Below are 23,720 nucleotides of genomic sequence, written 5' to 3'. Positions count from 1 at the left end.
AAGTGTGTACTCCGTATATTAATTTGACTCTTACGTTTTTTCACAACCACTAATTAGAGTGTGCCCCACGGAACTCTTACGGTTTATCCTAGTAATCCGCTAACTGTGCCAAGAGTCCGTTTTTCTATCAATTACTGTAATCGAAGTAACAAATATGTGCTGAAAACGTTTTCATAATTTAAAGGTGTGGTTAGTTTTTGTCAACTTTATTGTTGATTAAATGTTAAATTTTTGGGGTTTTTGGGTTTTGTCTGGTAAGAATGTTACCTTTGTTGATTGTTATTTGTGCGATTATCGATAGTAATTGCGTTTATGTCGTACATATTGTTTTTTTTGAAAACGTTTTCTGTTTGAGTGGTTTTTAGCTAGGTTGGGATGTGTTGCCGTGGATTATTGAGAAGCTCCCCAAACATTTAGAGAGCAAATTAAATGTAAACAACCTATTTAGTCGCTAACTATTAGGCAGGATAGGTAATTTAGCTGGTTAACCTAACCAGCTATTGCATAACTTCTGATTAATCACTTCTAATGCTATTGTGTCGCATGGGGCTTCGGCAGCAATAAAAGTCATTTTTTTGAGTTTTTTGTCACGAATGACGCTGAGTTGTATGGATTGACCAATCGCACAGTTATTGAGTTGTGGAAGTAGGTTCTCTTTATTCACTACCCATTCATCCATTGCAATTAGCACGTCACCGAATTGTAACCCAGACTGATAAGCCGCGGTTTGTTCTGTTACCTGGGTGATTTGTAAACCTATATCTAGCGCTTTTACTTGTGCGCCAAATTCAATTTTTATAGGGGCTAACGCTGGGTCACCTCCTTTGTCATTGAGGTTTTGTTTTGGTGAGTAGTTGCACTTAACTCCAAATGTTGCCAATAGTTCATTAAACGGTAGTTCTTGAGTGGAATACAAAGCTGATTTGAAAAAATCGATTAGGTCTAAATTCATTTCAGCGGCAAGAATCTTTTGGATAACGTCAACGGGGGTAGGGATATTGAGTTTTCCGTGTAAGTTCCACAGCAAATTCATTACAGTATCTAGACTGTATTCTCCATCACTATGTTGATTTATCAATAAATCCAAACACATAGCGAGTATCGCACCTTTGTTATAGTAGCTAACGATGTTATTGATAGCGCCTTCATCTTGTTTGTAAAACTTAGTCCAAGCATCAAAACTGGAATCAGTAATCGTTTGTTTAAGGCGGCCTTTATTGCGGATAAGTCGAGTAAGGTTTTGTGCAACAACTTTCAAATATTCAGTTTGAGTTATGATGCCACATCTCAATAAACTAAGATCGTCATAATAGCTAGTGAAGCCTTCGTAAATCCATAATTGTTCGGTATATTGTTCAACATCTAGATTTGCCGCAAATAATTCTTGAGGTTTTATTCTCTTTACGTGCCATGTGTGAAAAAACTCATGACTACACAAACTTAAGAAAACTTGGTATCCCTCCGTCATTTTACCGGCTTCAGATGCCCTTGGTAAATCATTTCTACTGTACATTAATGCGGTGGAGCTGATGTGCTCAAGCCCACCAAATGCGTTGTCCGTAAGAAGGGTGATAAATTGATACTTGGTGACAGGGGGGGTATCAGCAAAAAACTCAATATGATGTTTGCATATTGTGGCTAAATCTTGGGTTATACGAGATGTATCTGCTTGATGGCCACCTGCTAGTATCAACTCAAACTCCACTTCTGCTACCTCAAAAGGGAAAATATCGAACTCACCTATTAACACTGGGTGGTCAATTAATTCTTCGTAGTTACTGGCCCAATAGTCGCCAAATGCGTGTTTGCTGTGCATATCGGTTGGCATTGTTGTCGCAACTTGCCAATGGGCTAAGTTGGTTTGTGAAGGTTTTTCGATAACTAGCCCGCAAGCGTTATCTGTTTGTCCTTGTACCGCCAAAAACATATTGGTGCCATTGAAGAAAGCGATTTCGTCATTGATGTAGGCCCCTCGTACTGAAAGGTCAAAAGCGTAAATCTGGTAGGTAATAATTATGGCTGAGTCAACTGCTTGGATTTGCCAAGTTTGTTTGTCGATTTTAACGATGTCTAGATTATTTCCGCTATCGTCATGGGCGTTAATGCTGGTAATGTTTTTCGCAAAGTCTCGGATCATATAGCTTCCAGGGATCCAAGCTGGTAGTGTGAGTATTTGCCCATTTTTATCAGGAGTTGCAATTCGCAATCTAACATTAAAGGTATGCCCAGCAATAGATGAGACACCTACTTGATATTGAATGGAATGAGGGGAAGTCTGCATGGTGTTTCTCTATTCTTTGACAATGTCACTTTGTTAGTGATTAATGATAATTAGGCACATAAACATCGGTTAGTGACTTGTTGTTTATAAATACTTTATTTAACATCAACTTAATTGATGTAACTCCAATTATGATATCAAAGCCGTCCGAGGATTTTTAATTAAATGGCAATTTTGCAGGAAAAAGTTGGTCTCACCAACGAAGATCTTAAAAAGATTCGCTCCATGCGTCCTAGTCGCCCCATTGATTTACAATTGACAACCGCTACCACTACGAAAAGGGTACGCACCGAATTTGTAGGCATGGATGGGACTCGTTGTATGATTTTCAGATATCCAGACGAGGGGAAGTGGGGACCTTTAGGTGACGGTATCTTTAAAGACAAGGAAATCATTGCCAGATATATTCTCGAAGACGACACAGGGGAAATCATTGCGTTTAAGGTATCCATTATCTTAGTTACCACTAAACCAAGTCATCTGATATTTACGAGTTTTCCTCTTTTTATCCAGAGTCACGATCTACGAGCTGAACCCAGAGCTAACACCCGAATCGCAACCAGAATATTGGATGCACAAAGTGATGCGGTTGTTTGTGATTCGGTGGTGTTGGATATATCCGTAAATGGATGTCGAATGAGTATAAAAAAAGGCAGTGTCATCAAACCAAAAGTAAAGCAATCAGTGAAAATGTATTTCGCAGCGTCTAAAGATAAGTACTCTTTTTTGGAAGGCACTATTATGAATAGTAAATCTGATGAAGTTTGTTTGTACTACGGGGTAAAGTTTGAAACACCTGCAGAGGAAGTCAATAAGTTGCTACGAGATATTATGTTGGTAACTGGTTAATCAATTTTGCACGACTGGCTAGGTTATTTATAGCCTTACTACGACAGATGCTGACCTCAAACATTTAAATAATAAAAAAGCCGCTAGAGAGTAAACTTTAGCGGCTTTTATTAAGATTTAACACGTCATTTTAGAATGTGTATTGCACTCCAAACTGGAACCTACGGTCAAACATGAAGCTTGAACGTTGGAAGGTTTCACCAGCTTCATTCAAGATATCTTTTGATGTTTGCAGCTCATCCGTCAAGTTTGTGCCTTGAAGGCTGACCTGTAAGTTGTCGGTTATTTGATATTTAACTGACGCATCCAAAGAGAAATTTGAGTCTTGAATATTGGGGTTACCTGTTATAAAAGTCTCGTATGAGTTTAGGAACTCATCACGGTATTGATAAGCAATACGTACTTCTAGGCTATCGTCTTGATACATACCCACAATATTAGCAAAGTTTTCTGATTGTCCAATAATACCATTCAAGGTTTCAATACGCACAATGCCGTCAAAACTGTCAGGATTACCATCGCCATCGGCATCTAACGAGCGCTCTGGTGAATCCGCATCGACGTCAAGTTTGGTATAGTTGGCCTGAACCCCGAAGTTTGACCAAATACCGTCTAGTTGGTCAAAAAAGTATTGTCCCGAAATTTCAAATCCGGAAACCGTTGCATCCGACTGGTTTACTGCACCTTGATAGAAAATAGGGACATCTGCACCGTCTAGTGCAATTGAGTCTACCTGAACTATAGTGTCAGTTTGGACTATATCTTTAATATCTTTGTTAAAAAATGCCAAACTGAAGTAATTACCACCCTCACCATACCATTCGACAGCCAAGTCAAAGTTCACTGCTAAGGTGGGTTCTAGATCAGGGTTACCGCCTGTAACTAAAAGTCTTGAAACAGCAGCACCTAAGGCTCCGATAGGTTCAGGTTCTCCTGGCTCAATTTCTGGGAAACTAATAGAGGTTATCGCTCTGACCGATTGAGATGCACTGTAATCAGAAATATTAGGTAGTGTTAAACCCTGGCTTAACCCCAATCTAACTAGCCATTCATCATCCAAATTTAATTTAAGGTTTAATGAAGGCAAATAGTAATCTTCATTTAGCCCAAGCGTTCTGTCTGTGTCCCCTTGGTCAAGATAAGCTGCTGATTCGGGTAGGAAGTCTCTTATACTGTCAATAGCTTCAAGTTCTGCGGGGCGATCCGCTTGTTGTTCGTCCACTGCAAACTCACTGTATTGGAATGAACCTTTCGAATCGATGTCCATTTTGACATAGCGAACACCAAAGTTTCCTTCTAAAAACATGCCATTATCAAAGTCTTGCGCAATGTCAAAGCGTATATATAAATTGGTGACAACCTCGCTAACGTTTGCTGTTTGGCCATCAGTATATTGCTCGACATAATTGGCATCCCTACGACCATTAGCAAATGGACTATAGTCTCCCGTTCGAGTGTTATCTGGATCAGTTCCTGTATTCAAATCCGGCTCATTAGCCAAAAAGTCATAAAACGAGTCTGGGTTTCTTAAAAAATCAGGATGTGCATAAACGAATTCAGTATTATCGCCAACTACGACGCCGCCGCGTTGGAAATTAGCAAAGTCGTAAGTTTGGTGGGCAACCGTATCAAAGGCGTTATATCTAGCAATACCGCCAGCCCATGCTTGGCTAACACCTTGCCAGTTGAGGCCTGCGTCTTGGTAAATTTGTTCGCGTTCTGCTCGGCGTACGCCAAACTTAACTGATTGAAACCAGTCGTCGCCATCTGGATTAAAGTCGTATGTTGCATCTACCTTAACTGCGTTCGAATCACCTTCACCGTCTTGGTATCTATCTGCCGCATACCCCATAAAATAACCTGCTGGATCAGCGGTAGACGTAGGAGCTGCGGTGGGAACAACGTTATTTCCTGCGTCCAATACGAAATCTTGATTAAAGGCAAAACCGTCGTTGTAAGAGAATTCAATTTCAGGATCATTGAGGTTAGGTCGACTTCTGAAATCTAAATGAGTGGTCGCACCTATCCATTGATCTCTTTTAGTTAATTCAGAGGTAGTTCGGTGAGCGTCAAATTCAACAAACCATTGATCGTCAACAGCCCATTCGATATTAACGCTGATGTCGTCAGTGGTGGTTTCTGTACTTCTACCTATGCCGAGGTTTCCGATTTGTGCTCCGGGCGCTCCATACCAACTACTTTCGTTGGAAGATATCAGGCCTTCTTCAAACAACCCGCCATCAATTGGAACAAGTTCACTACAAAAACCTTGTGATAACGCATTTCCTTCGTCGTCGTCACCCGCTACAGCGCCGTTACCGCAACGAGGTACACCTGTTGATGTATATGGCGTTAATGAAACATTGTTCGCAATAATATTAGAATCTGCAGTAGTCAGTGCAAAAGCAACACCGCCGTCTTGCCATTCTGTTGTTCGTTCTAAGTCGAATACTTCGTTATCTACGCGAACATACTTAACTGTAGCCTTAAATGATTCGTCGGAACTTCTCCACTGACCGGCTAAATAAACATTACTGCGTTCTCTATCAACTTCCGTTGCTCGTAGTTGAAAACCGTTAATGATCCCCACTGTTTGCCCTTCAGTTGGGATCATATCGCCCGTGAAATCTTCTACATCTAAGTCAGGATACCTATCACCAGCAACAGAACCTACTGGAACTGGGGTAATAGCGCCAGACTGGTAGCCGTTGAAAAGTGATTTTAACTCAGAGCGTGAAAACGAGCCTAAAAGCCCAAATTCTCCACTATCGGTTTCCCAACGGTTACTAAAAATCGCACTGACTGTAGGGGTCGTTTCTTCTCTTAAATCACTGTAAGTACCATCTACTGATACCACGCCAAAAAAACCTTCTCTGTCAAATGGTTCTATTGTTCTAAGGTTAATACTACCGCCTATGCCACCTTCAATAAGGTCAGCACTTTGGTTTTTATAAACATCGACCCCTTCAATCATTTGTGGTGGAATACTTGACCAATCTAGCGCGCGGCTGCCATCGGAAGTAAATGCATCACGGCCATTCAATTCAGAGCGAATTAGCCCGAGACCACGAATTAAGTTTCCTGAACCTTCTGCAGAAGGGAAATCACCACCATCTGCACCTATATCAAATTTTGTAACTGTCACACCTGGCACACGAGAAAGCGCTTCTGCAACAGACAAGTCTGGCAGTGCGTTTGCATCTGATGCGGTAATAGAATCCATAAATGTACTGGATTCACGTTTTAACTCTGCTGCATTGGCTAATGCACCACGAATACCTCTAACTTCAATAACTTCTTCGGCATTTTCATCCGCGGCGCTCTGCGTTTCCTGTGCAGTTGCATTGTGTGCAGAAAGCGACGTCATTAGCACGGTAGCACCATAAAGCGCTACTTTCACCGATGAAGCGAGAATCGATTTCTTTTGTGTGTTCATGATCTCTCCAGTGTGTTTTTTGTTATTAATTTGTTCTATGTGTTAACTACTAGGTGTTACTAGGTTAGGAAAATTAAGCTATTGGTTTTAAAAAGCTCGACTTTTACGACAAAATGGTCCTAAGCAGCGATAAGACGGACTGAGCTGTTAGCCCTCTTAAAATAGCCTTTTTATTTTTCTAACAATTGAAGCTTAACAACCTTGTAACAAAAAAGAAAACGTTTTCATAAAAAACCACATAAATTTACAAAAGTGTAAGGATACATGGTAGATTTTAAGGCTAATGGTAGGGTTTACGTTTTTTATGTAAACGTTAGCAATTTTACGTTCTTTATCAAAAAGTATGTTAAAAATTGAAGTTACCCAATAAAAATTCTGTGAACGTTAAAGGAACATTAAAAGTATGCGGGTATGCATTCTTGGTGGTGGAACTGCTGGTTGGATGACAGCGTCAGCACTTTCAAAAAAGCTAAAAAATGTAATAAAATCAATTGTTTTGGTTGAGTCTGAAGCTATAGGGACTGTGGGCGTTGGTGAAGCTACTTTACCGCATATCAGGTTGTTTAATGAAGCCCTAGGTATTGATGAAAGTGCCTTCATGAAAAAAACAGAAGCGACCTTTAAGTTAGGCATTGAATTTTGTGATTGGGGTCGTCTAGGCGATAAATATATTCATCCTTTTGGTGATTTCGGGCAAAAAATAGACGGTATCGACCTTTATCAGCATTTACTTAAATTAAGTAGACATGGTGACTACGGAGTTTTAGACAATTATTCTTTTGGTATAAGTGCGGCGAAAAACGCCAAGTTTCAACTTCCAAGGTCAGGTAAAACTTCACTTCAACAAGCTTTTGGTTATGCCTATCAATTTGATGCCGGCCTCTATGCAAAGTATTTGAGACAGTTTTCTGAAACTCATGGTGTGCACAGAATCGAAGGTAAAGTAGTAGATACTCAAATTAATAACGACTCAGGAAATGTAACTTCTATCACCTTAGATGACAGCCAACAAATTGATGCTGATCTTTTTATTGATTGTTCTGGTTTTCGGGGCGTTTTAATTGAACAAGTATTAAAATCTGGTTACCAAGATTGGTCAAATTGGTTGCCATGTAATCGCGCTGTAGCGGTTCCATGCGAACGTCAAAAACATTTGCCTCCATATACTCGGGCTACTGCGCGACAAGCGGGGTGGCAATGGCGTATTCCGTTGCAACATAGAACCGGTAATGGCCACGTGTATTGGAACGAATTTATTTCAGATGATGAAGCGGCCGCAGTGCTTCTCAATAACCTTGACGGCCCAGCGTTGGGCGATCCTAAACAACTTTTTTTTAAAACCGGCCGTCGTAATCATTTTTGGAAAAACAATGTCGTGGCCATAGGACTATCTGCTGGTTTTCTGGAGCCCTTAGAGTCGACATCTATTCATTTGATTCAAGAAGGTATCACAAACTTGCTTGAACTTTTTCCACACGAAAATGCAGACCCTCTAGATGTTTCAGAATACAACACACGTATGTCATTGCAATTTGAGCGAGTGCGCGACTTTTTGCTATTGCACTACGTTGCAACTAAGCGTGATGATAGTGAGATGTGGCGATACTTTACAAATATGACCTTGCCAGATAGTTTACAACAAAAAATAGACATGTGGTTGCACAGAGGTTATGTCCAGCGCTACGAATTTGGAGCCTTTTTACCTCCCAGTTGGATCGCAGTGATGATGGGACAAAACTTACTTCCTAAAAATTATGATCCTAGAGTTGATAACAGCAATTTTGATCACGTCAAACAACGCTCTCAAGCGATGCGAGCCGATATAGCGGGTGCTGTAAATAACGCTACAACTCATGCTGATTTTTTAGATATTTTTGGTGCAGCATCACACACTGAATTACGAAGAGCTAAATAATGTACGAACCAAAAAGCGCTCAATTTTTAGTCTTGGGTAATACACTAGCGGCTAGCATGACAGTACTGGCATTGAGTAAAACCCTTCCAAAAAATACTAAAATCATATGGGTTAAACCTATCACTAGTTGCCCAAGCGAGGTGCTTTATGGTGGTATTACTTCACCAGAGGCGTACCAATTTAATCTGCTTCTTGGGATTACTGAGCCACAATTAATTTTAGAAACTGATACTACGTTTTCATTCGGAACCCATTTTACTCATTGGGGTAACCATAATCGAGATTGGATGCAATGTTTTCATTTACCTTTTGCTGCAACTGCTGGAGTTGAACTGCACCATTTTATGACTAGGCATGGTGCATCATTGGGAGATTTTTTAATCAGCTCTCAAGCAGCGTTGCAAGGGACTTTTGCTCATCCTCCCACCGACAATTTGCAGTCACCTCTTTCTCGTGCCGAATATGGATATCACTTTGATCCTGCTCAATGGTCAGGTATGTTTGCTAAACAGATTGATATGAATAGAATTGATGTCATAGATGCCGATACTATAAAAATCAATCAAAGCCTAAATCATATCGATTATGTGCAACTCAAAGATGGCACTAAGCTAGAGGCTGACCTGTATATTGATTGTAGTGGTACAAGCAGTCAATTACTTGGCTCCTTAGAAAATGACTTTGTGCAACAACGAACTGTCAACATAACTAAAGAAACCCAGACAACCTCAGCAACTGGGCCCGCTTGTCGCCTGATTAGTGGTAGTGAATCTGGTTGGCGGTCGGTAACACCATTGCGTGCGCAAAACCAAATCGTTTCCTTATTCGAGTCCTCAATTGAAAACCAACAAGAAGGTTGTCAATTGATTACACTGGGGCATCGAAAGGAAGCGTGGAAGGGCAATTGTTTAGGCATAGGGCATGCTGCTTATGCACTAGAGCCGATTACCCCTGCAGCCTATATTCTTTTAAAGAAAGATATTGAGCGGTTTTTGGAGTTGCTCCCAGTCAATTATGAAACACAAATAGAAAGGCAAGAATACAATCGCAGATATCAAGATGACATCACACATGCAGAACTGTTTCATCAAGCAATATATGCAGGGCAACGTGAGGTGGGTTATCCCGATTCCGAAAAACTTGATAGAAAGCTCTCTCAATACCTACACCGCGGTATTGTGGCAAATTATGACTTTGAACCCTTCAACCAGCAAGATTGGAGTATATTACATGCTGGTCTTGGAAGAATACCTAAGCGTTATGACAGAATGGCGGAACAAGTCGATTTCGAGCAAACTCAAAAAAACTTAGACAGAATGCGTGCAGGGATCGCACACTTGGCAGCGAGCATGCCAGCACATCATCTGTATTTAGAAAAATTCACCACCTATTTAAGGAATAGCGAAAAGCATGGCTAACACCAATATAAAAACCATTGCGATTATTGGAGGTGGCACTGCAGGTTGGATGACAGCTGCAGCGCTTTCCAAGATGCTGCTTCCTGAAAACGTATCAGTTAAATTAGTCGAGTCCGAACAGATTGGAACAATCGGAGTAGGAGAAGCGACTATTCCTGATATTGCCAATTTTAATCGTATGTTAGGAATTAATGAGCAAGAATTTCTCGTGGCGACTAAAGGTACGTTTAAGTTAGGTATAGAGTTTCGTGATTGGGGCAAGCTAGGCGATAGATATTTCCATCCGTTTGGGGGGCACGGTGTTGATATGAATGGCATCGACTTTCATCAATACTGGTTACACAGCAAACAAAACGGAAATACAGCCAAACTCGAAGATTACAGCATTTGCTCAGTTGCAGCGAAACAAACGAAGTTTATCTTACCTGACAATAATCCCAAGTCGGTGCTTTCCCATCTGCGCTATGCCTACCATTTTGATGCCTCAGCCTACGCAGCGTTTTTACGAAATTATGCCGAGCAACGGGGGGTCGTTAGAATTGAAGGTAAGATTGAAAACGTAAACACCCACAAAGAAACCGGCAATATCCAAAGTGTTACTTTGCAAAATGGACACAATGTTGCTGCAGATTTTTTTATCGATTGCAGTGGCTTTAAAGCACTACTGCTAGAAAAGACTCTAGACACAAAGTTTAACGATTGGAGCCACTGGCTTCCTTGTAATCGTGCTCAAGCAGTAGCAAGTGAAAGAGTTGAACCACTGCCACCTTATACAATATCTACTGCAAAAACAGCTGGTTGGCAATGGCGGATTCCGACTCAGCATCGTACTGGCAATGGGCATATTTACTGCAGCGATTTTATATCTGACGACAAGGCTAATCAGATTTTACTTGAGGGATTAGATGCAAAACCCCTTGGCGATGCGCGAACTATTCACTTTCAAACGGGTTGTAGAGAAAAGTTTTGGGTTAAAAATTGCGTGGGAATAGGTTTATCAGCTGGATTTTTAGAGCCTTTAGAATCCACCTCTATTTTTCTTATCCAGCAAGGAATAGCTCGGTTTATTTCACTTTATCCAGATGGTGATTTTTCAGAAGTTGTGCAGCGCGAATACAATCGTTTGATGAGTAGAGAGTTTACTCAAATCAGAGATTTTATCATTTTGCATTATCACGCCACAACGAGAGAGGATACACCTTTTTGGAACTACTGTAGGACAATGACTATTCCAGATAGCTTATGTCATAAAATAGAGTTGTTTAGGGCTGCGGGGAGAGTATTTCGCGATGATCAAGAATTATTTTCTAAACCTAGTTGGATAGCTGTTTTACTAGGGCAAAACATTGAACCAGAAGTTAACGAACCTATATTGACCGGTATTCCAATAAGCGATATTCAACGGAGTCTAGATTCGATGAATAATGCAATGAAGCATGCGGTCAGCCGTCTTCCGTCCCATGCTGAATTCGTTCACAAATACGCAAATGGAGTAAATTCTTGAACCTCAATAATATTAAAAATGTCGTTATTGTTGGCGGTGGTACCGCTGGGTGGATGGCTGCTGCCGCACTTTCAAAATCGATCGGTACTAAACATATTAATATTCAACTAATTGAATCAGAAGAAATAGGTACTGTGGGAGTAGGGGAAGCGACCATACCCCATATTAAATATTTTAACCGATTAGCCGGTTTAGACGAAAATGAGTTTTTACGTCAAACTAATGCAACCTTCAAATTGGGCATTGAGTTTGTAAATTGGGGAAAATTAGGTGACAGCTATGTGCATCCATTTGGCCCCTATGGTATAGATATGCAAGGGGTACATTTCCACCATACTTGGTTGCGCCAAAAACATAAAGGTACGGCAAAGCCTATCGCTGAATTTAGTTTGCCAGGGCTTGCCGCTAAAGCGGGTAAGTTTCAACACCCGAGGCCAGATTTAAAAGCTTCGCCGTTTAGTAGTATGGATTATGCTTATCATTTTGATGCTGCATTATACGCTAAATATATGCGTAGTGTAGCCGAAGGGCGCGGCGTAAAGCGTATAGAAGGTAAAATTGTTAAGGTTAAACAAAATGATAAAAACGGTCATATTGAAAGCCTTAAACTTGAAAATGGCGCTGTGGTTGCGGGTGACCTTTTTATTGATTGCTCTGGCTTCAAAGGTTTGTTAATTGAAGAAACCTTAAACACAGGTTACGAGGATTGGACTCATTATTTGCCCTGCGACCGAGCCGTCGCGAGACTCACTGAAAGGTTAGACGATCTTCCTCCATATACACGGGCAACGGCAAAAGAAGCGGGGTGGCAATGGCGTATTCCCTTGCAATCAAGAACAGGTAATGGCTACGTCTACTGCAGTCAATTTATTAGCGATGATGAAGCATTGGCTAGCCTTAATAAAGACCTTGAAACTCCTGCCATTGCAGAACCAAGATTGTTACGTTTTAAAACAGGTGTACGTAAAAAAACATGGAATAAGAATGTTGTGGCAATAGGATTAGCTGCAGGGTTTTTAGAGCCACTAGAGTCAACTTCAATTCATCTTATTCAAAGCGCGATCGCAAGACTAATGACAAATTGGCCCGATAAATTGTTTAATCAACACGATATTGATTACTTCAATAGGAAAACCCAAGCAGAATATGAACAAGTTCGAGATTTTCTGATCTTGCATTATTGTGCCACTGAGCGAAATGATAGCCCTTTTTGGAATTATTGTCGCACTATGGATATTCCTAAAACCCTCGAAGATCGAATTGCTATATATAAAGAAAATGCTCGACTGTACCGAGAAGATTTGGAATTATTTAGTTCTGTCAGTTGGTTTGCGGTATTTAATGGGCAAAATATTGAGCCCAACAGATACCACCCCCTCGCAGATATACTTGATGATGACCTGATGGAAAGGCGAATGGCTGAATTGCATCGTGCCACTCAAAGGTGTGTTGAAGTTATGCCCTCCCACGAGCAGTACCTCGTCGACCTATGTAAGTCGTAACTGTTTTATTTGGTACCTTAAAAAGTCTAATTGTTTGTAAGATACGAGTAAAAAGGTAGATTTTGTGACTAGGTGTATTAGGTTTTAATTGATGCCAGTAAATGAAGTTGTTAAATTAGAGTTAATGTATAGTTAATGGAGTTTGCATGCGCCAAATCGAATTTTTGTTAAATGAGTATGGTGAGAGTCATAAAAATAAAACCAATATCTTAATCCACGCAATAGCCGTTCCCGCAATCTACTTTGTTACATTGGCGCTGGTTTGGTCTATTCCCACACCTGAATTTTTAGATTATTTTGGTGTTACTTGGGTACATGTTTTAGTGATCCCTACTTTGTATTATTACTTTCGTTTGTCAGGGCCGATAGGTGCGGCGATGACACTTTTATCAATCTTGTCTTATTTCGGTATTCAGTTATTGGTTTCGATGGACATTTCTGTTTGGAAGTTTAGTCTGGTTTTGTTTGTAGTGATGTGGATTTTGCAATTTGTTGGCCACAACATTGAAGGTAAAAAACCGAGTTTTCTAAAAGATTTGCAATTTTTGCTGGTGGGGCCCGCATGGTGGTGGGTACATTGGTTAAAACGTTTAAATATCAACTATTAAACTTATCCTTATTATCCAAAAATAGTTGCGATAAAACACCGCTAATCTAAGACCAAGGGAGAGTTTCCTAGGTCTTTTTTTTGTATACTAACTTTCTATCCATTATTCAGGAAATCATGTGCCGAAGTGGGAAAACTTAGTCGATAGCCGAGAACGGTTGTTTTGGACACTACATACAGCGGGTTGGTGTGGCTTCGCTATTGTTTATTACATAGGCTCTTTCTTACAAGAAATGCGTAGTATTTGGCTTTTTGTCATCATACTTAACGCCTACGCAGGTTGGTTGCTGACAATCCCTCTTAGGTATGTGTATCGTAAAGCCCTTACTTTATCTCCACTTAAAATGATTATTCTAATTGGCGCAAGTTTGTATTTTACAGCGTTAATCTGGACATTAGTCAAAAATGTCAATAATTGGGAAATTTACAAAAAGGGCTATCGGCCAGATGAATGGTATTGGTATTTCAAAGACACTATTAATTCTTTAATTATGATCGGATGTTGGACCGGTGGATATTTTGGTGTCAAAAACTATCAGATGTTACTTAGAGAAAAGCAAAATGTGCTTAAGGCCTCTTCAATGGCGCATCAAGCTCATATTAAAATGCTCAGATACCAACTCAACCCACATTTTTTATTTAATACCCTCAATGCGATTTCAACGCTTATTTTGATGAAAGAGAACAAAACAGCCGAAGCTATGGTAAGTCGTTTGAGTGATTTTTTACGGTATTCTTTGGATAAAGATCCTATTAGGCGAGTGCCTCTTATCCAAGAGATTAAAGCACTAGAGCTGTATTTGGAAATTGAAAAGGTACGCTTTGAAGATCGACTTACAGTGGTGTGGGACATAGAAGAAAAGACTAAAAGTGCTTTGGTGCCAAGTTTAATATTGCAGCCTATTATCGAAAACTCTATTAAGTTTGCTATCTCTAAATTAGAAGAAGGTGGACGCATCAGTATTTCAGCCAAAACCTTTGGTCGTGACCTGATGCTAAACGTCAGTGACAATGGTCCCGGAGCGGAAATCAAAAACGGTCATTTGCCGACTAGTAAGAGTGGGGGAGTGGGCTTACATAATATCCAAGATCGATTACAAGCCCTGTATGTGAATAACTATTCGTTTGTTATTTCCCATAATTATCCTACTGGCGTCAAAGTCAATATCCGCATTCCATACGAAATAAGTGAGAGCTCAAATGAGTCAAAAATTGAGAATTAGCACCGTCATAGTTGACGATGAACCCCTTGCGCGCAAGGGGTTGTCTTTGCGTTTGGCTGAATTTGAAAATATTGAAATAGTAGGTGAGTGCAAAAATGGGCTAGAAGCTGTAACGCTTATTCCACAACTACGGCCCGAATTAGTGTTTCTAGATATTCAGATGCCAGGATTGAATGGTTTTCAAGTCATCAACAAACTGCAAGAACTCAAGCAACCTATGCCGTTGATTGTATTTGTGACCGCCTTTGACTCTTATGCCATTAAGGCGTTTGATGTTCACGCCCTAGATTATGTTTTAAAACCAGTAGACGAAAGCCGTCTTAAAGATGCGGTGGATAAGGTGGTTATGACCTTAGAGCAAAAACAGCAGGACGGTAACAATCAAAAACTTGCCACCTTACTTGCTGATTTTACTGGGGACGATTGTGAAGATATTTTGCGAAAACTTGCTAGTGGAGAAAGTATCAGCACCAACACTTACCCCGACGTTTTAGCAATAAAAGACGGTTCAGAGGTGACTCGCGTAGCGATAAATGACATTCAATGGATAGATGCGGCAGGCGACTATATGTGTGTTCATGCAACTGAAAAAACACACATTATGCGCCGTACAATGAAAGAGTTAGAAAATGACCTTGATCCGAAAAAATTTGTGAGAGCGCACCGTTCTGCGATAGTGAATATTAAGTTTGTACAAAAAATGGTGAGCCATATTAGTGGTGAATACCACCTGATATTGAACAATGGCACTGAACTTAAAGTAAGCCGTAGTCATCGAGATCGTGTTAAGGAAATGATTAAACTATAGCTTCTTTGACGTTGGGTTAAGACTTGGTATTAAATAACTGTTGCTGAAGCTTTAATAAATACTTATCAAGTGGCTTTTTTTGCAACCAGCTTTCTTCAATAGGGTGAGCGACTAATTTGCTGTTGAGTTCACCCACCATTATATTGTTTTGCCCAGCTAAGGCTTGTTCGACGGCAAAGGCTCCTAACTTTGTGGCTAGAATTCGGTCTTGACTAACCGGTGAACCCCCTCTTTGTACATGCCCTAAAATGACAGGGCGACACTCTATTTGAGTTTTATCGGTGATCATTTGGGCTAAGGTTATGACTCCACCTGGTAACAAGTTTTCGCTAGTCACCACTATAAAACTCGAAATACCGCGTTGATTATAAACGGCATGTAAATGTTCAATAATGTTATCCACTTCAAGATCAATGTCATGACAATCTTCAGGCACTAACACTCTATCAGCCGCTGCCGCCACGGCTGCATTTAGCGCAATAAAACCAGCATGTCTTCCCATTACTTCAACCAAAAATATGCGCTCAAAAGCATCGGCGGTATCGCGTACTTTATCGATGGAATCCAGTGCGGTTTCTATGGCAGTGTAATAACCAATAGTCGCATCAGTGCAGCTAATGTCATTATCAATCGTTCCAGGTAATCCAATTACTTGGCCGGTATAGTATTTACATAAATGGTGAGCGCCACGAAAAGAACCGTTACCGCCAATCACGAGTAGTGCATCGATACTTAATTCTTGAAGGTTTTTAGCTGCTGCTCTGCCACCTTCTTCAGTGTGAAAATCGTCACAGCGACCGCTTTTTAGAATCGTGCCTCCACGTTGAATAATATTGGTGACATTGGTAGCCGACAGTAGTTTGTATTCTTGGTCAATTAGACCATTATACCCATGTCTATAACCTATTACTTCAAGGTCATAATGCTCAGCTGTGAGTACAATTGACCTTATACAAGCATTCATACCTGGTGCGTCACCACCTGAAGTCAAAACAGCTATTTTTTTCATGGCGTTCTTCTCAATGGGTTTGTATCAACAGTTGTATCCTAGGGTAGAATGCAAAGTCGCAGTAAACAAGATTTTTAGTAGATAAATTAATCAGTTACTCTCGAAATCGCGTTATGACAGTTGTATTTGCTAGTTGCTCTTTGGCCTGTAAAGATAAAGGTCGCAAAGCCGAGTTTCGACTTGTATAAATCACATGTGGATCAATTTAGCTTTTGAGGGTGTGTTACCGAGGCGTTTGCAATATTTCCTGGCTTGTTATTTAGTTTGTAGAGCGACTATATGCGCCCCTTTATTTTTAACAAAAGCTGTACCTATCAGTATTAGTAGAGAATCGATAGTGCAATGGTTAAGGTGATTGTGTGAGTATTAGCGTAAACTCGTCGGTGTTTTTGGTATCATTGCTGAGTGTAAAATAAGGATAGTCAAAGTGTTTGATTTTTGTGTGGTGGGAGGAGGAATGGTCGGGTCAGCAATGGCTCTTGGATTAGCAAATATGGGCTTTAAGATCGCCATGATAGAGCCTAATATTCCTGCTACATTCGAACCTGAACAACCGCCTGATATGCGAGTTTCTGCTATCAGTTTAACTTCTGAAAAATTGCTTCGAGAAATAGGTGCTTGGGACGAGATTAAGAGCATGCGTTTGTGCCCATATAAACGCTTATCAGTCTGGGATAAACCGTCGTGCCGTACTGATTTTAATTGTGTCGACATTGGTCAGTCACACCTCGGCAATATAATAGAAAACCGCCTTGTACAATTAGGTTTGCATAACGTTATAGCTACAACTGAAGTGAACTTTTACAAAAATTTAAAAGTAACCAATATAACGACGCACCAAAGTGCGAGTGTCACCTTAGAAGATGGTCAGGTTATTCAAGCGAAAGTCTTGATAGGAGCGGACGGTGGTCATTCTGCGGTGAGAAAAGCGGCCAATATAGGCACTCAGGGTTGGGAGTACTCGCAACAGGCTCTTGGTATTCAAATTAAAACTAAGGCTGGACAACAGGACATTACTTGGCAACAGTTCACACCAAATGGGCCCATGGCGTATTTACCGTTATATGATGGTTTCGGAGCCTTAGTGTGGTATCACAACGCTAAGGATATACAGCATTTAAAAAGCCTGTCTAAGACAAAGCTAAAACAACATGTATTACAGCATTTTCCGGCGGAATTGGTTGATTTTGAGGTGATTGATGTGGCCAGCTTTCCTTTGACTCGTATGCATGCCAATCAATATTTTAAAGGCAACACCGTATTAATAGGTGATTCAGCCCATACCATTAATCCGCTGGCGGGTCAGGGGGTAAACTTAGGCTTTAAAGATGTGGCTGCGCTGCTAAGTGTTATTCGGGAACAAATCGCAAAACATGATCGGTCAATCGTTTTACAACCTGGCCATTGCAGCCTTTGGCTAAATCAATACCAAGTAGCGCGCCGCAAAGATAATTTAATCATGATGAGCGCTATGGATTTGTTATATTCCACCTTTAGTAATGATCTTTTACCACTTAAATTGTTGCGTAATCTAGGTTTAAAGTTGGCAAATCATGCAGGCCCTGTAAAACAGAATGCAATGAAATATGCGATGGGTTTATAACCTAAAATGGATATTTAATAAAAGAGACAACAACAAATGACGGTATTAATTATTTTGGCTGTGTTGGTGATTGCTTTAGTGGTCATTGTTCCTTTAATAGAGCGTTCCAACTTTAGAATGTCCAACGAACAAATGAGTAAGTTAGGTCGCTGGATCTTACCTTTATTAGTTATAATGCTGACTATTCAGCTAGTGATGCACTACGCAGAGTAAAACCCATACACAGATTATTATTTTCCCCGTTTTTAGATTAATTAAATAGGCAGATTAGATGGCAGTTCATTGGTATCCCGGGCATATGCACAAGGCTCAAAAAGAAATTAAAGAAGCATTGCCACAAGTTGATGTGCTAATTGAAGTGCTGGATGCGCGCATTCCATATTCTAGCGAAAACCCTATGATTGCAAAGTTACGAGGAGACAAACCTTGTATCAAGGTGTTGAGTAAAACGGATCTTGCCGATTCCGAAGTTACAACGGCATGGCAAGCGTTTTTGGAGCAAGAACGATCAGTTAAAACCTTTGCATCCACAACTGAAGAACCCGCCAAGATGAAACAAATCTTGGAGTTGTGCAGAAAAATGTTACCTGAAAAAGACGCGAGCGTAAAAGCTATCCATACTATGATAGTGGGTATTCCGAATGTAGGTAAGTCAACCTTAATCAACATATTGGCTGATCGTGTTATCGCCAAAACAGGCAATGAAGCGGCAGTCACTAAAACCCAACAGCGCATCAATTTGGGCAATGGCATTACCTTGTTCGATACGCCAGGCATATTGTGGCCAAAATTAGAGAACCCAAACAGTGGTTATCGATTAGCCTCAACTGGCGCGATTAAAGACACTGCTATGGAATATGACGATGTAGGTTTTTTTGCCGCCGATTACTTAATAAAAGCCTATCCTGAATTGCTCAAAGCGCGTTTTGATTTAGACAATATACCCAATACAGAAATAGAGTTTCTAGAGCTGGCTGCGGCCCGACGCGGAGCCTTAATGACAGGCGGGCGAGTTAATCTACATAAAATATGTGAAGTATTAATTAACGAACTACGCTCTGGGAAAATCGGTCGTATTAGCCTAGAAACACCCTCTATGATTGAACAAGAAGTCATAGAAATGGCAGAAGTCGCGGCTAAAAAGGCGGCGGATAAAGTCGACCGAAAAGCACGTTTTAAAACAGGCTCATTAACACCTGATAAAAAAGACCGCAAAGAAAAACGTCAAAACGACAGGGCAGAGCAGTCTGCACGTATGAAAAAACAATCTAATCGCAGGAAATAACCATGATAGCGCGGCAGTGGTCTGATGCAAGAGTGTAATTCCTGTGGAAAGTGCTGCATTAAATACAGTAATGGCGACTTGTCTGCATCAGATGAAGACATCGATATGTGGGAGCTGTTTAAGCCTGATATTGCCGCATACGTTAAAAAGGGCTTGATTTGGTTTTCACCACAAAGTGGCAAACAATTGTCGTTGTGCCCTTTTTTGCGAGAAGGGAAACATTCTCAGCAACCTGATAAAACAATCTATACCTGCGACATCTACTACGACCGTCCGGAAGACTGCCGATTTTACCCAGTAACAATTAAACAGATGATTAACGATGAATGTGAAATGTTGCAACAAGGGGATTTAGCCAATCCCCAACAAGCACAAAAAGACTTGGATACACTGCTCAAAGACAGTCGTCCTAGTTATGATTAGCTGCAGTGCGATTATCAGGCATTGGGGATATCCGGTTTATGATTGGGCTACAGCTCTAAACCTGACATTAACGCCCGCGTTTGCGGCGAGTTAGGAGCGTAGCGGCATACCAATCTGACACTACACGATTGTTATGCCAATTATTGTTGAATAATTTTGAGAGCTTTGAATGTATCCATTGTCAGCTTCTTTCGCAACGGCAAGTCTGAACTTTGATTTATCTCGATGTGGTTTGCAAAAAACCATGTTTGTTCGTTAACAATAAGATAACCCACATACCACCCGTCCTTGCCGGACCAACCTGTTTTTGACCAGATTTTTAGTTGGCTGCTGCTTTGTGACAACATAATATTCTTCAGTGTTTTAATATGTCGTTTCTGAATTGGGAGATTCTCCTCATACAATTTACGCAAAAAGCCAATTTGGTCTTTTACAGAAACTCTAAGATCACCATCAAGCCAAAATTGTGTGATCTCACTACCAGTTAATTGGTTACCGTAGTCAAAATCTCTCAGGTATTCGTGATATTTCAAATTACCAACCTTTTTTGCATAGCGTTGATAACACCAAACACATGAGTACTGAAAGGCTGTTTTAAGCGTTTGATCTTCGTTCCATCGAGCGTATTCACGCGCTACACCATCCCAAGCAATGACATCAGAAGAATCCTTAATCAAGCCCTCCTCTAATATAATTAAAGTATTGGGGATTTTAAATGTTGAAGCAGGAATAAAGCTTTCTGTGTCGTCAACGTTATGTTGATATTTTATCTTGCCATCAGCAGATTCAATGAGAATTGCCCCATTAACATTGTTATCCCTGTAAAGGCTTTCTATCTCTTTATTCGCAGCGTAAATATTAGCGGAGAGAGTCCATATCACCAGTAGTCCCAAATATTTCATGTTTATCTCGATTTTAATAAATAGCACGCTTTGTTTTCGTGTCAGCCATGATATGTGTTAGGTATCGTTACCATAGCTCTTTGATTAACGATAATTTGCCATCAGTAAAGCCAAAAATGGCTAAGTACTTGTCAGTTTTTTCCCATTCACCATTTTCTTGGATAAGTCCGTGTGAGTATTCAACGGCTAAATGATTTTTACCCGCTATAGAGTTTAAAATACGAATTTGGTTTTTATCAGTATTTTGATATCTACCTAATTTGAGGTTTCGTAGAAAAGCTTTGCGCCAAGTATCTTTGGTAAAGTTGGCCTGATATTCGACGTGAATATATTTAACATCATCATGAGTTAACTCTAGAAGGGTATCAATATCCGAAGGAAGTGAGCCTTTCTTAGCAACTTTATCTAGTGCAGAAAAATAGGCTTTTACCTGATCCAATTGGCAAGATTTACTGCATTGTTCAGCCATTATTAAATTAGAGAGAACAATGAGGGACAAACCTATTAAAATCTTAATTAAAATTCGCACGAAACCTCCACAATTGACTAGATTTTTAACCCATGGCTTTGCGGGGGCACAGACAGGGGGCGTCCGCTAATACGCCAATTTATATTAGAACGGAGTTTACTCCGGCAAGCCCTTGAACTGTGCCACACTTTCTAACTCAACACCCCAAGATACTTTGCTTGATGAAAAAATTTGTGCAGTTGGCAATATAGATAATTCAGTGTCCAAACAGCCTGCAGGGACAACGAGCAATCCTGATATTTGAGTATTTGGCAGGGCTGAACCACAAAGCTTACAAAAACTCTTGCTGTGACGAGTATCAGGAAGTGTAAAGGAAGTCACTGCCTCTGAACCCGACTGCCAGACCAATTTGGCGGACTGTGAGAATAGGTTTGCCCCATGAGCCGAACCTGTATCCTTTTGGCAGTGATGACAATGGCACAAATAAAAACTGTCAAACTCGCCATGTATTGCAAAGCTTACGGTTCCGCACAGACAAGAACCTAAATGATCAGTCATCGAACTCCCTCCATTGCCTGCAATTTAAAGACAGGTAGCGCCCCAAAAAACGCGCAGCGAGTTGAGGTTGGCTTAATTGGTGTACTCTGTGACCCGAATGAGATCCGCACTTAACTGTCTCAAACACCTTTTCCGTTTTAAAAACCTTGTCTCGAAAGACTGTTGTTAAGTGCGGATTTTCTAGGTTAGCAATGTTTTACCAAATCCCGTCTTCTGATTTACCCTGAATTTCACAATCTCCGGCTTTGTAAGTGATCTTTTTACCACTGTCTCGTTTCGCAAAATAATCCTTACTGATAGAAACTATAGTGGGAGTCATCCAAACTAAGGCGGTAATATTGATCACTGTCATTAAACCTAAGGCCATGTCTGCCATCGCCCAGACTTCCGGTAACGCGGCCATTGAACCCCATAAAATCATTAACAAATAACCGGTTGTGTAGGCTGCTCGGCCAGATTTATTGTCGAGTTTAAACATATGTAAATTACTTTCACCGTAAGCGTAATTGGCTACAACTGAGGTAAATGCAAACAAACTGATGGCAGCTGCAACAAAATCACCACCGCCGGCACCTAAGTGCGAACTCATGGCATCTTGTGTTAGGCGAATACCTTCCATGCCTTCACCTGACGCTCCGCCAGCTAATAAAATGACCACAGCAGAACAGGTACATAAGATCATCGTGTCGATAAATACACCAAGCATTTGTACATAACCTTGGGAGACTGGATGATTTGGGTTTGGCGTGGCACTTGCCGCAGCATGAGGTACGCTACCTGAGCCCGCCTCGTTTGAATAGAGGCCACGCTGCACGCCATGTTTAAATGCAGCACCAATGGCACCAGCCCCTGCTTCTTGAAGGCCAAATGCAGAGGTTATAATGTCCCACAGCATGGCGGGAACCAGTTGTATATTTAAAAAGGTGATTGCCAGCGTGACTAACACATAAGTCACTGCCATAAAGGGCACAACCCACTCGGCAAACTTTGCAATCGCCCGTAAGCCCCCTATAACAATCAAGCCAGCTAAAATGATAATCACTAGACCAGCGTATAGGGTAGGGATGTCATAGGCATGATTGAGCGCATCGGTAATAGTATTGGCTTGCACGGCACTGAATATAAAGCCGTAACCTAAAAATAAAAAGAGTGAAAATAGAACTGCTAACCAACGCTTATTGAGACCTTGTTGAATATAATAGGCAGGACCCCCGCGATATTCTCCGTTGGTATCTTTGACTTTATAAAGTTGTCCTAAAACACTTTCTGCAAAGCCCGTAGCCATCCCAAGAATAGCAATCACCCACATCCAAAATATTGCCCCTGAACCACCTAGCGAGATCGCTACGGCGACACCCGCTAGGTTACCAGTGCCAACTCTGGCAGATAAGCTGGTACACAAAGCCTGGAAGGAACTTATACCGGCTTTGTCACTTTTATTGCTGCCTTTCATAACCGAAAACATATGGCCAAAGTGGCGTATTTGAATAAAGCCCAACTTTACGGAAAACCATACGCCCGCTGCCAGCAACATATAAATGAGTATTTGGCCGTTACCCCAAAGGATATTATTAATAAAAGCGACGATTTCGGAAATCAAAGTTTAACTCACAAGTATTTGAATTTGTGTTGGAAGTTTGCCGTCTATTAACAATGATGTCTAGAGCCCAAAGTACAACTAACCTAAAAATACCAAGCAGATGCTTAGTATTTTTTTAAAAGAGGGCTGGGGTAGCTGGACTCTAACCAACGAGCTCGAACCAACGAATAGTAACGGATCAAAACCTGTTGTTTTAATTGCACAGCTAAAACAAAAAAACGCCAAGCAAATGCTTAGCGTTTTTCTTATAAATGGCTGGGGTAGCTGGACTCGAACCAACGACATAGTAACGGATCAAAACCCGTTGTCTTAATTACACAGCTAAAAC

General features: G+C 40.7%; 19 protein-coding genes. 12 read left to right on the top strand and 7 right to left on the bottom strand.

Annotation, left to right across the window (positions count from 1 at the left end):
* Positions 1-484: 484 nt before the first annotated feature.
* Complete coding sequence (locus tag ABJK37_RS08520) at positions 485-2,281, bottom strand: PDZ domain-containing protein (RefSeq protein ID WP_348352063.1); 1,797 nt, start codon at positions 2,279-2,281, stop codon at positions 485-487.
* Between the two features lie 165 nt (positions 2,282-2,446).
* Between ABJK37_RS08520 and ABJK37_RS08515 the strand changes: the two genes are divergently transcribed.
* Positions 2,447-3,130 (top strand): flagellar brake protein, encoded by a 684-nt coding sequence (locus ABJK37_RS08515; RefSeq protein ID WP_348352061.1) that lies wholly within the window; start codon positions 2,447-2,449, stop codon positions 3,128-3,130.
* Positions 3,131-3,260: 130 nt separating this feature from the next.
* Here ABJK37_RS08515 and ABJK37_RS08510 read toward each other — a convergent pair whose 3' ends face one another.
* On the bottom strand, positions 3,261-6,566 hold the full coding sequence (locus ABJK37_RS08510; protein WP_348352059.1) for a TonB-dependent receptor: 3,306 nt from the start codon (positions 6,564-6,566) through the stop codon (positions 3,261-3,263).
* A gap of 403 nt (positions 6,567-6,969) precedes the next feature.
* Here ABJK37_RS08510 and ABJK37_RS08505 point away from each other — a divergent pair, with 403 nt between their 5' ends.
* The 7 genes from ABJK37_RS08505 to ABJK37_RS08475 all read left to right on the top strand — a co-directional run bounded on the left by ABJK37_RS08505 (position 6,970) and on the right by ABJK37_RS08475 (position 15,543).
* On the top strand, positions 6,970-8,481 hold the full coding sequence (locus ABJK37_RS08505) for a tryptophan halogenase family protein (RefSeq protein ID WP_348352057.1): 1,512 nt from the start codon (positions 6,970-6,972) through the stop codon (positions 8,479-8,481).
* A complete protein-coding gene (locus tag ABJK37_RS08500; RefSeq protein ID WP_348352055.1) occupies positions 8,481-9,899 on the top strand; it encodes a tryptophan 7-halogenase in 1,419 nt (472 codons plus the stop codon). Before ABJK37_RS08505 ends, ABJK37_RS08500 begins: the two co-directional genes overlap by 1 nt.
* On the top strand, positions 9,892-11,403 hold the full coding sequence (locus ABJK37_RS08495) for a tryptophan halogenase family protein (RefSeq protein WP_348352053.1): 1,512 nt from the start codon (positions 9,892-9,894) through the stop codon (positions 11,401-11,403). The genes ABJK37_RS08500 and ABJK37_RS08495 overlap by 8 nt, the downstream gene beginning before the upstream one ends.
* Entirely contained in the window at positions 11,400-12,905 is a 1,506-nt protein-coding gene (locus ABJK37_RS08490) for a tryptophan halogenase family protein (RefSeq protein ID WP_348352051.1), read from the top strand. The genes ABJK37_RS08495 and ABJK37_RS08490 overlap by 4 nt, the downstream gene beginning before the upstream one ends.
* A 146-nt stretch (positions 12,906-13,051) precedes the next feature.
* Positions 13,052-13,513: an Mpo1-like protein gene (locus ABJK37_RS08485; RefSeq protein ID WP_348352050.1), complete on the top strand. Its 462-nt coding sequence runs from the start codon at positions 13,052-13,054 to the stop codon at positions 13,511-13,513.
* 118 nt (positions 13,514-13,631) lie between these two features.
* On the top strand, positions 13,632-14,735 hold the full coding sequence (locus ABJK37_RS08480; protein WP_348352048.1) for a histidine kinase: 1,104 nt from the start codon (positions 13,632-13,634) through the stop codon (positions 14,733-14,735).
* Positions 14,713-15,543, top strand: coding sequence for a LytTR family DNA-binding domain-containing protein (locus ABJK37_RS08475; protein ID WP_348352046.1), 831 nt, complete (start codon positions 14,713-14,715; stop codon positions 15,541-15,543). The genes ABJK37_RS08480 and ABJK37_RS08475 overlap by 23 nt, the downstream gene beginning before the upstream one ends.
* Positions 15,544-15,559: 16 nt before the next feature.
* Here ABJK37_RS08475 and ABJK37_RS08470 read toward each other — a convergent pair whose 3' ends face one another.
* A complete protein-coding gene (locus ABJK37_RS08470) occupies positions 15,560-16,552 on the bottom strand; it encodes an ATP-dependent 6-phosphofructokinase (protein ID WP_348352044.1) in 993 nt (330 codons plus the stop codon).
* Between the two features lie 427 nt (positions 16,553-16,979).
* Here ABJK37_RS08470 and ABJK37_RS08465 point away from each other — a divergent pair, with 427 nt between their 5' ends.
* From ABJK37_RS08465 to ABJK37_RS08450, 4 genes are read left to right on the top strand one after another with little or no spacing between them, the layout of a single operon-like run.
* The gene (locus tag ABJK37_RS08465) at positions 16,980-18,155 is read left to right on the top strand and encodes an FAD-dependent monooxygenase (RefSeq protein ID WP_348352042.1); all 1,176 of its coding nucleotides are present in this window, start codon (positions 16,980-16,982) and stop codon (positions 18,153-18,155) included.
* A 36-nt stretch (positions 18,156-18,191) separates the two neighbouring features.
* Positions 18,192-18,368 carry a hypothetical protein gene (locus tag ABJK37_RS08460; protein ID WP_348352040.1) on the top strand — a complete coding sequence of 59 codons (177 nt, stop codon included), beginning with the start codon at positions 18,192-18,194 and terminating at the stop codon, positions 18,366-18,368.
* Between the two features lie 58 nt (positions 18,369-18,426).
* Entirely contained in the window at positions 18,427-19,440 is a 1,014-nt protein-coding gene (ylqF, locus tag ABJK37_RS08455; RefSeq protein ID WP_348352038.1) for a ribosome biogenesis GTPase YlqF, read from the top strand.
* A 24-nt stretch (positions 19,441-19,464) separates the two neighbouring features.
* Positions 19,465-19,863, top strand: a complete 399-nt coding sequence (locus tag ABJK37_RS08450) for a YkgJ family cysteine cluster protein (protein ID WP_348352036.1) — start codon at positions 19,465-19,467, stop codon at positions 19,861-19,863.
* Positions 19,864-20,003: 140 nt separating this feature from the next.
* On the opposite strand, the gene ABJK37_RS08445 is transcribed toward ABJK37_RS08450, so the two are convergent.
* From ABJK37_RS08445 to ABJK37_RS08430, 4 genes are all read right to left on the bottom strand, one after another.
* Positions 20,004-20,765, bottom strand: a complete 762-nt coding sequence (locus ABJK37_RS08445; RefSeq protein WP_348352034.1) for a penicillin-binding transpeptidase domain-containing protein — start codon at positions 20,763-20,765, stop codon at positions 20,004-20,006.
* Between the two features lie 67 nt (positions 20,766-20,832).
* Positions 20,833-21,294: a hypothetical protein gene (locus tag ABJK37_RS08440; RefSeq protein WP_348352032.1), complete on the bottom strand. Its 462-nt coding sequence runs from the start codon at positions 21,292-21,294 to the stop codon at positions 20,833-20,835.
* 96 nt (positions 21,295-21,390) lie between these two features.
* Entirely contained in the window at positions 21,391-21,792 is a 402-nt protein-coding gene (locus tag ABJK37_RS08435; RefSeq protein ID WP_348352030.1) for a GFA family protein, read from the bottom strand.
* A gap of 196 nt (positions 21,793-21,988) precedes the next feature.
* Positions 21,989-23,392 carry an alanine/glycine:cation symporter family protein gene (locus ABJK37_RS08430; protein WP_348352028.1) on the bottom strand — a complete coding sequence of 468 codons (1,404 nt, stop codon included), beginning with the start codon at positions 23,390-23,392 and terminating at the stop codon, positions 21,989-21,991.
* Positions 23,393-23,720: the final 328 nt, after the last annotated feature.

The organism is Paraglaciecola sp., from assembly GCF_039964565.1.
Lineage (GTDB): Bacteria > Pseudomonadota > Gammaproteobacteria > Enterobacterales > Alteromonadaceae > Paraglaciecola.
This window is presented reverse-complemented; position numbering and strand designations above follow the sequence as displayed.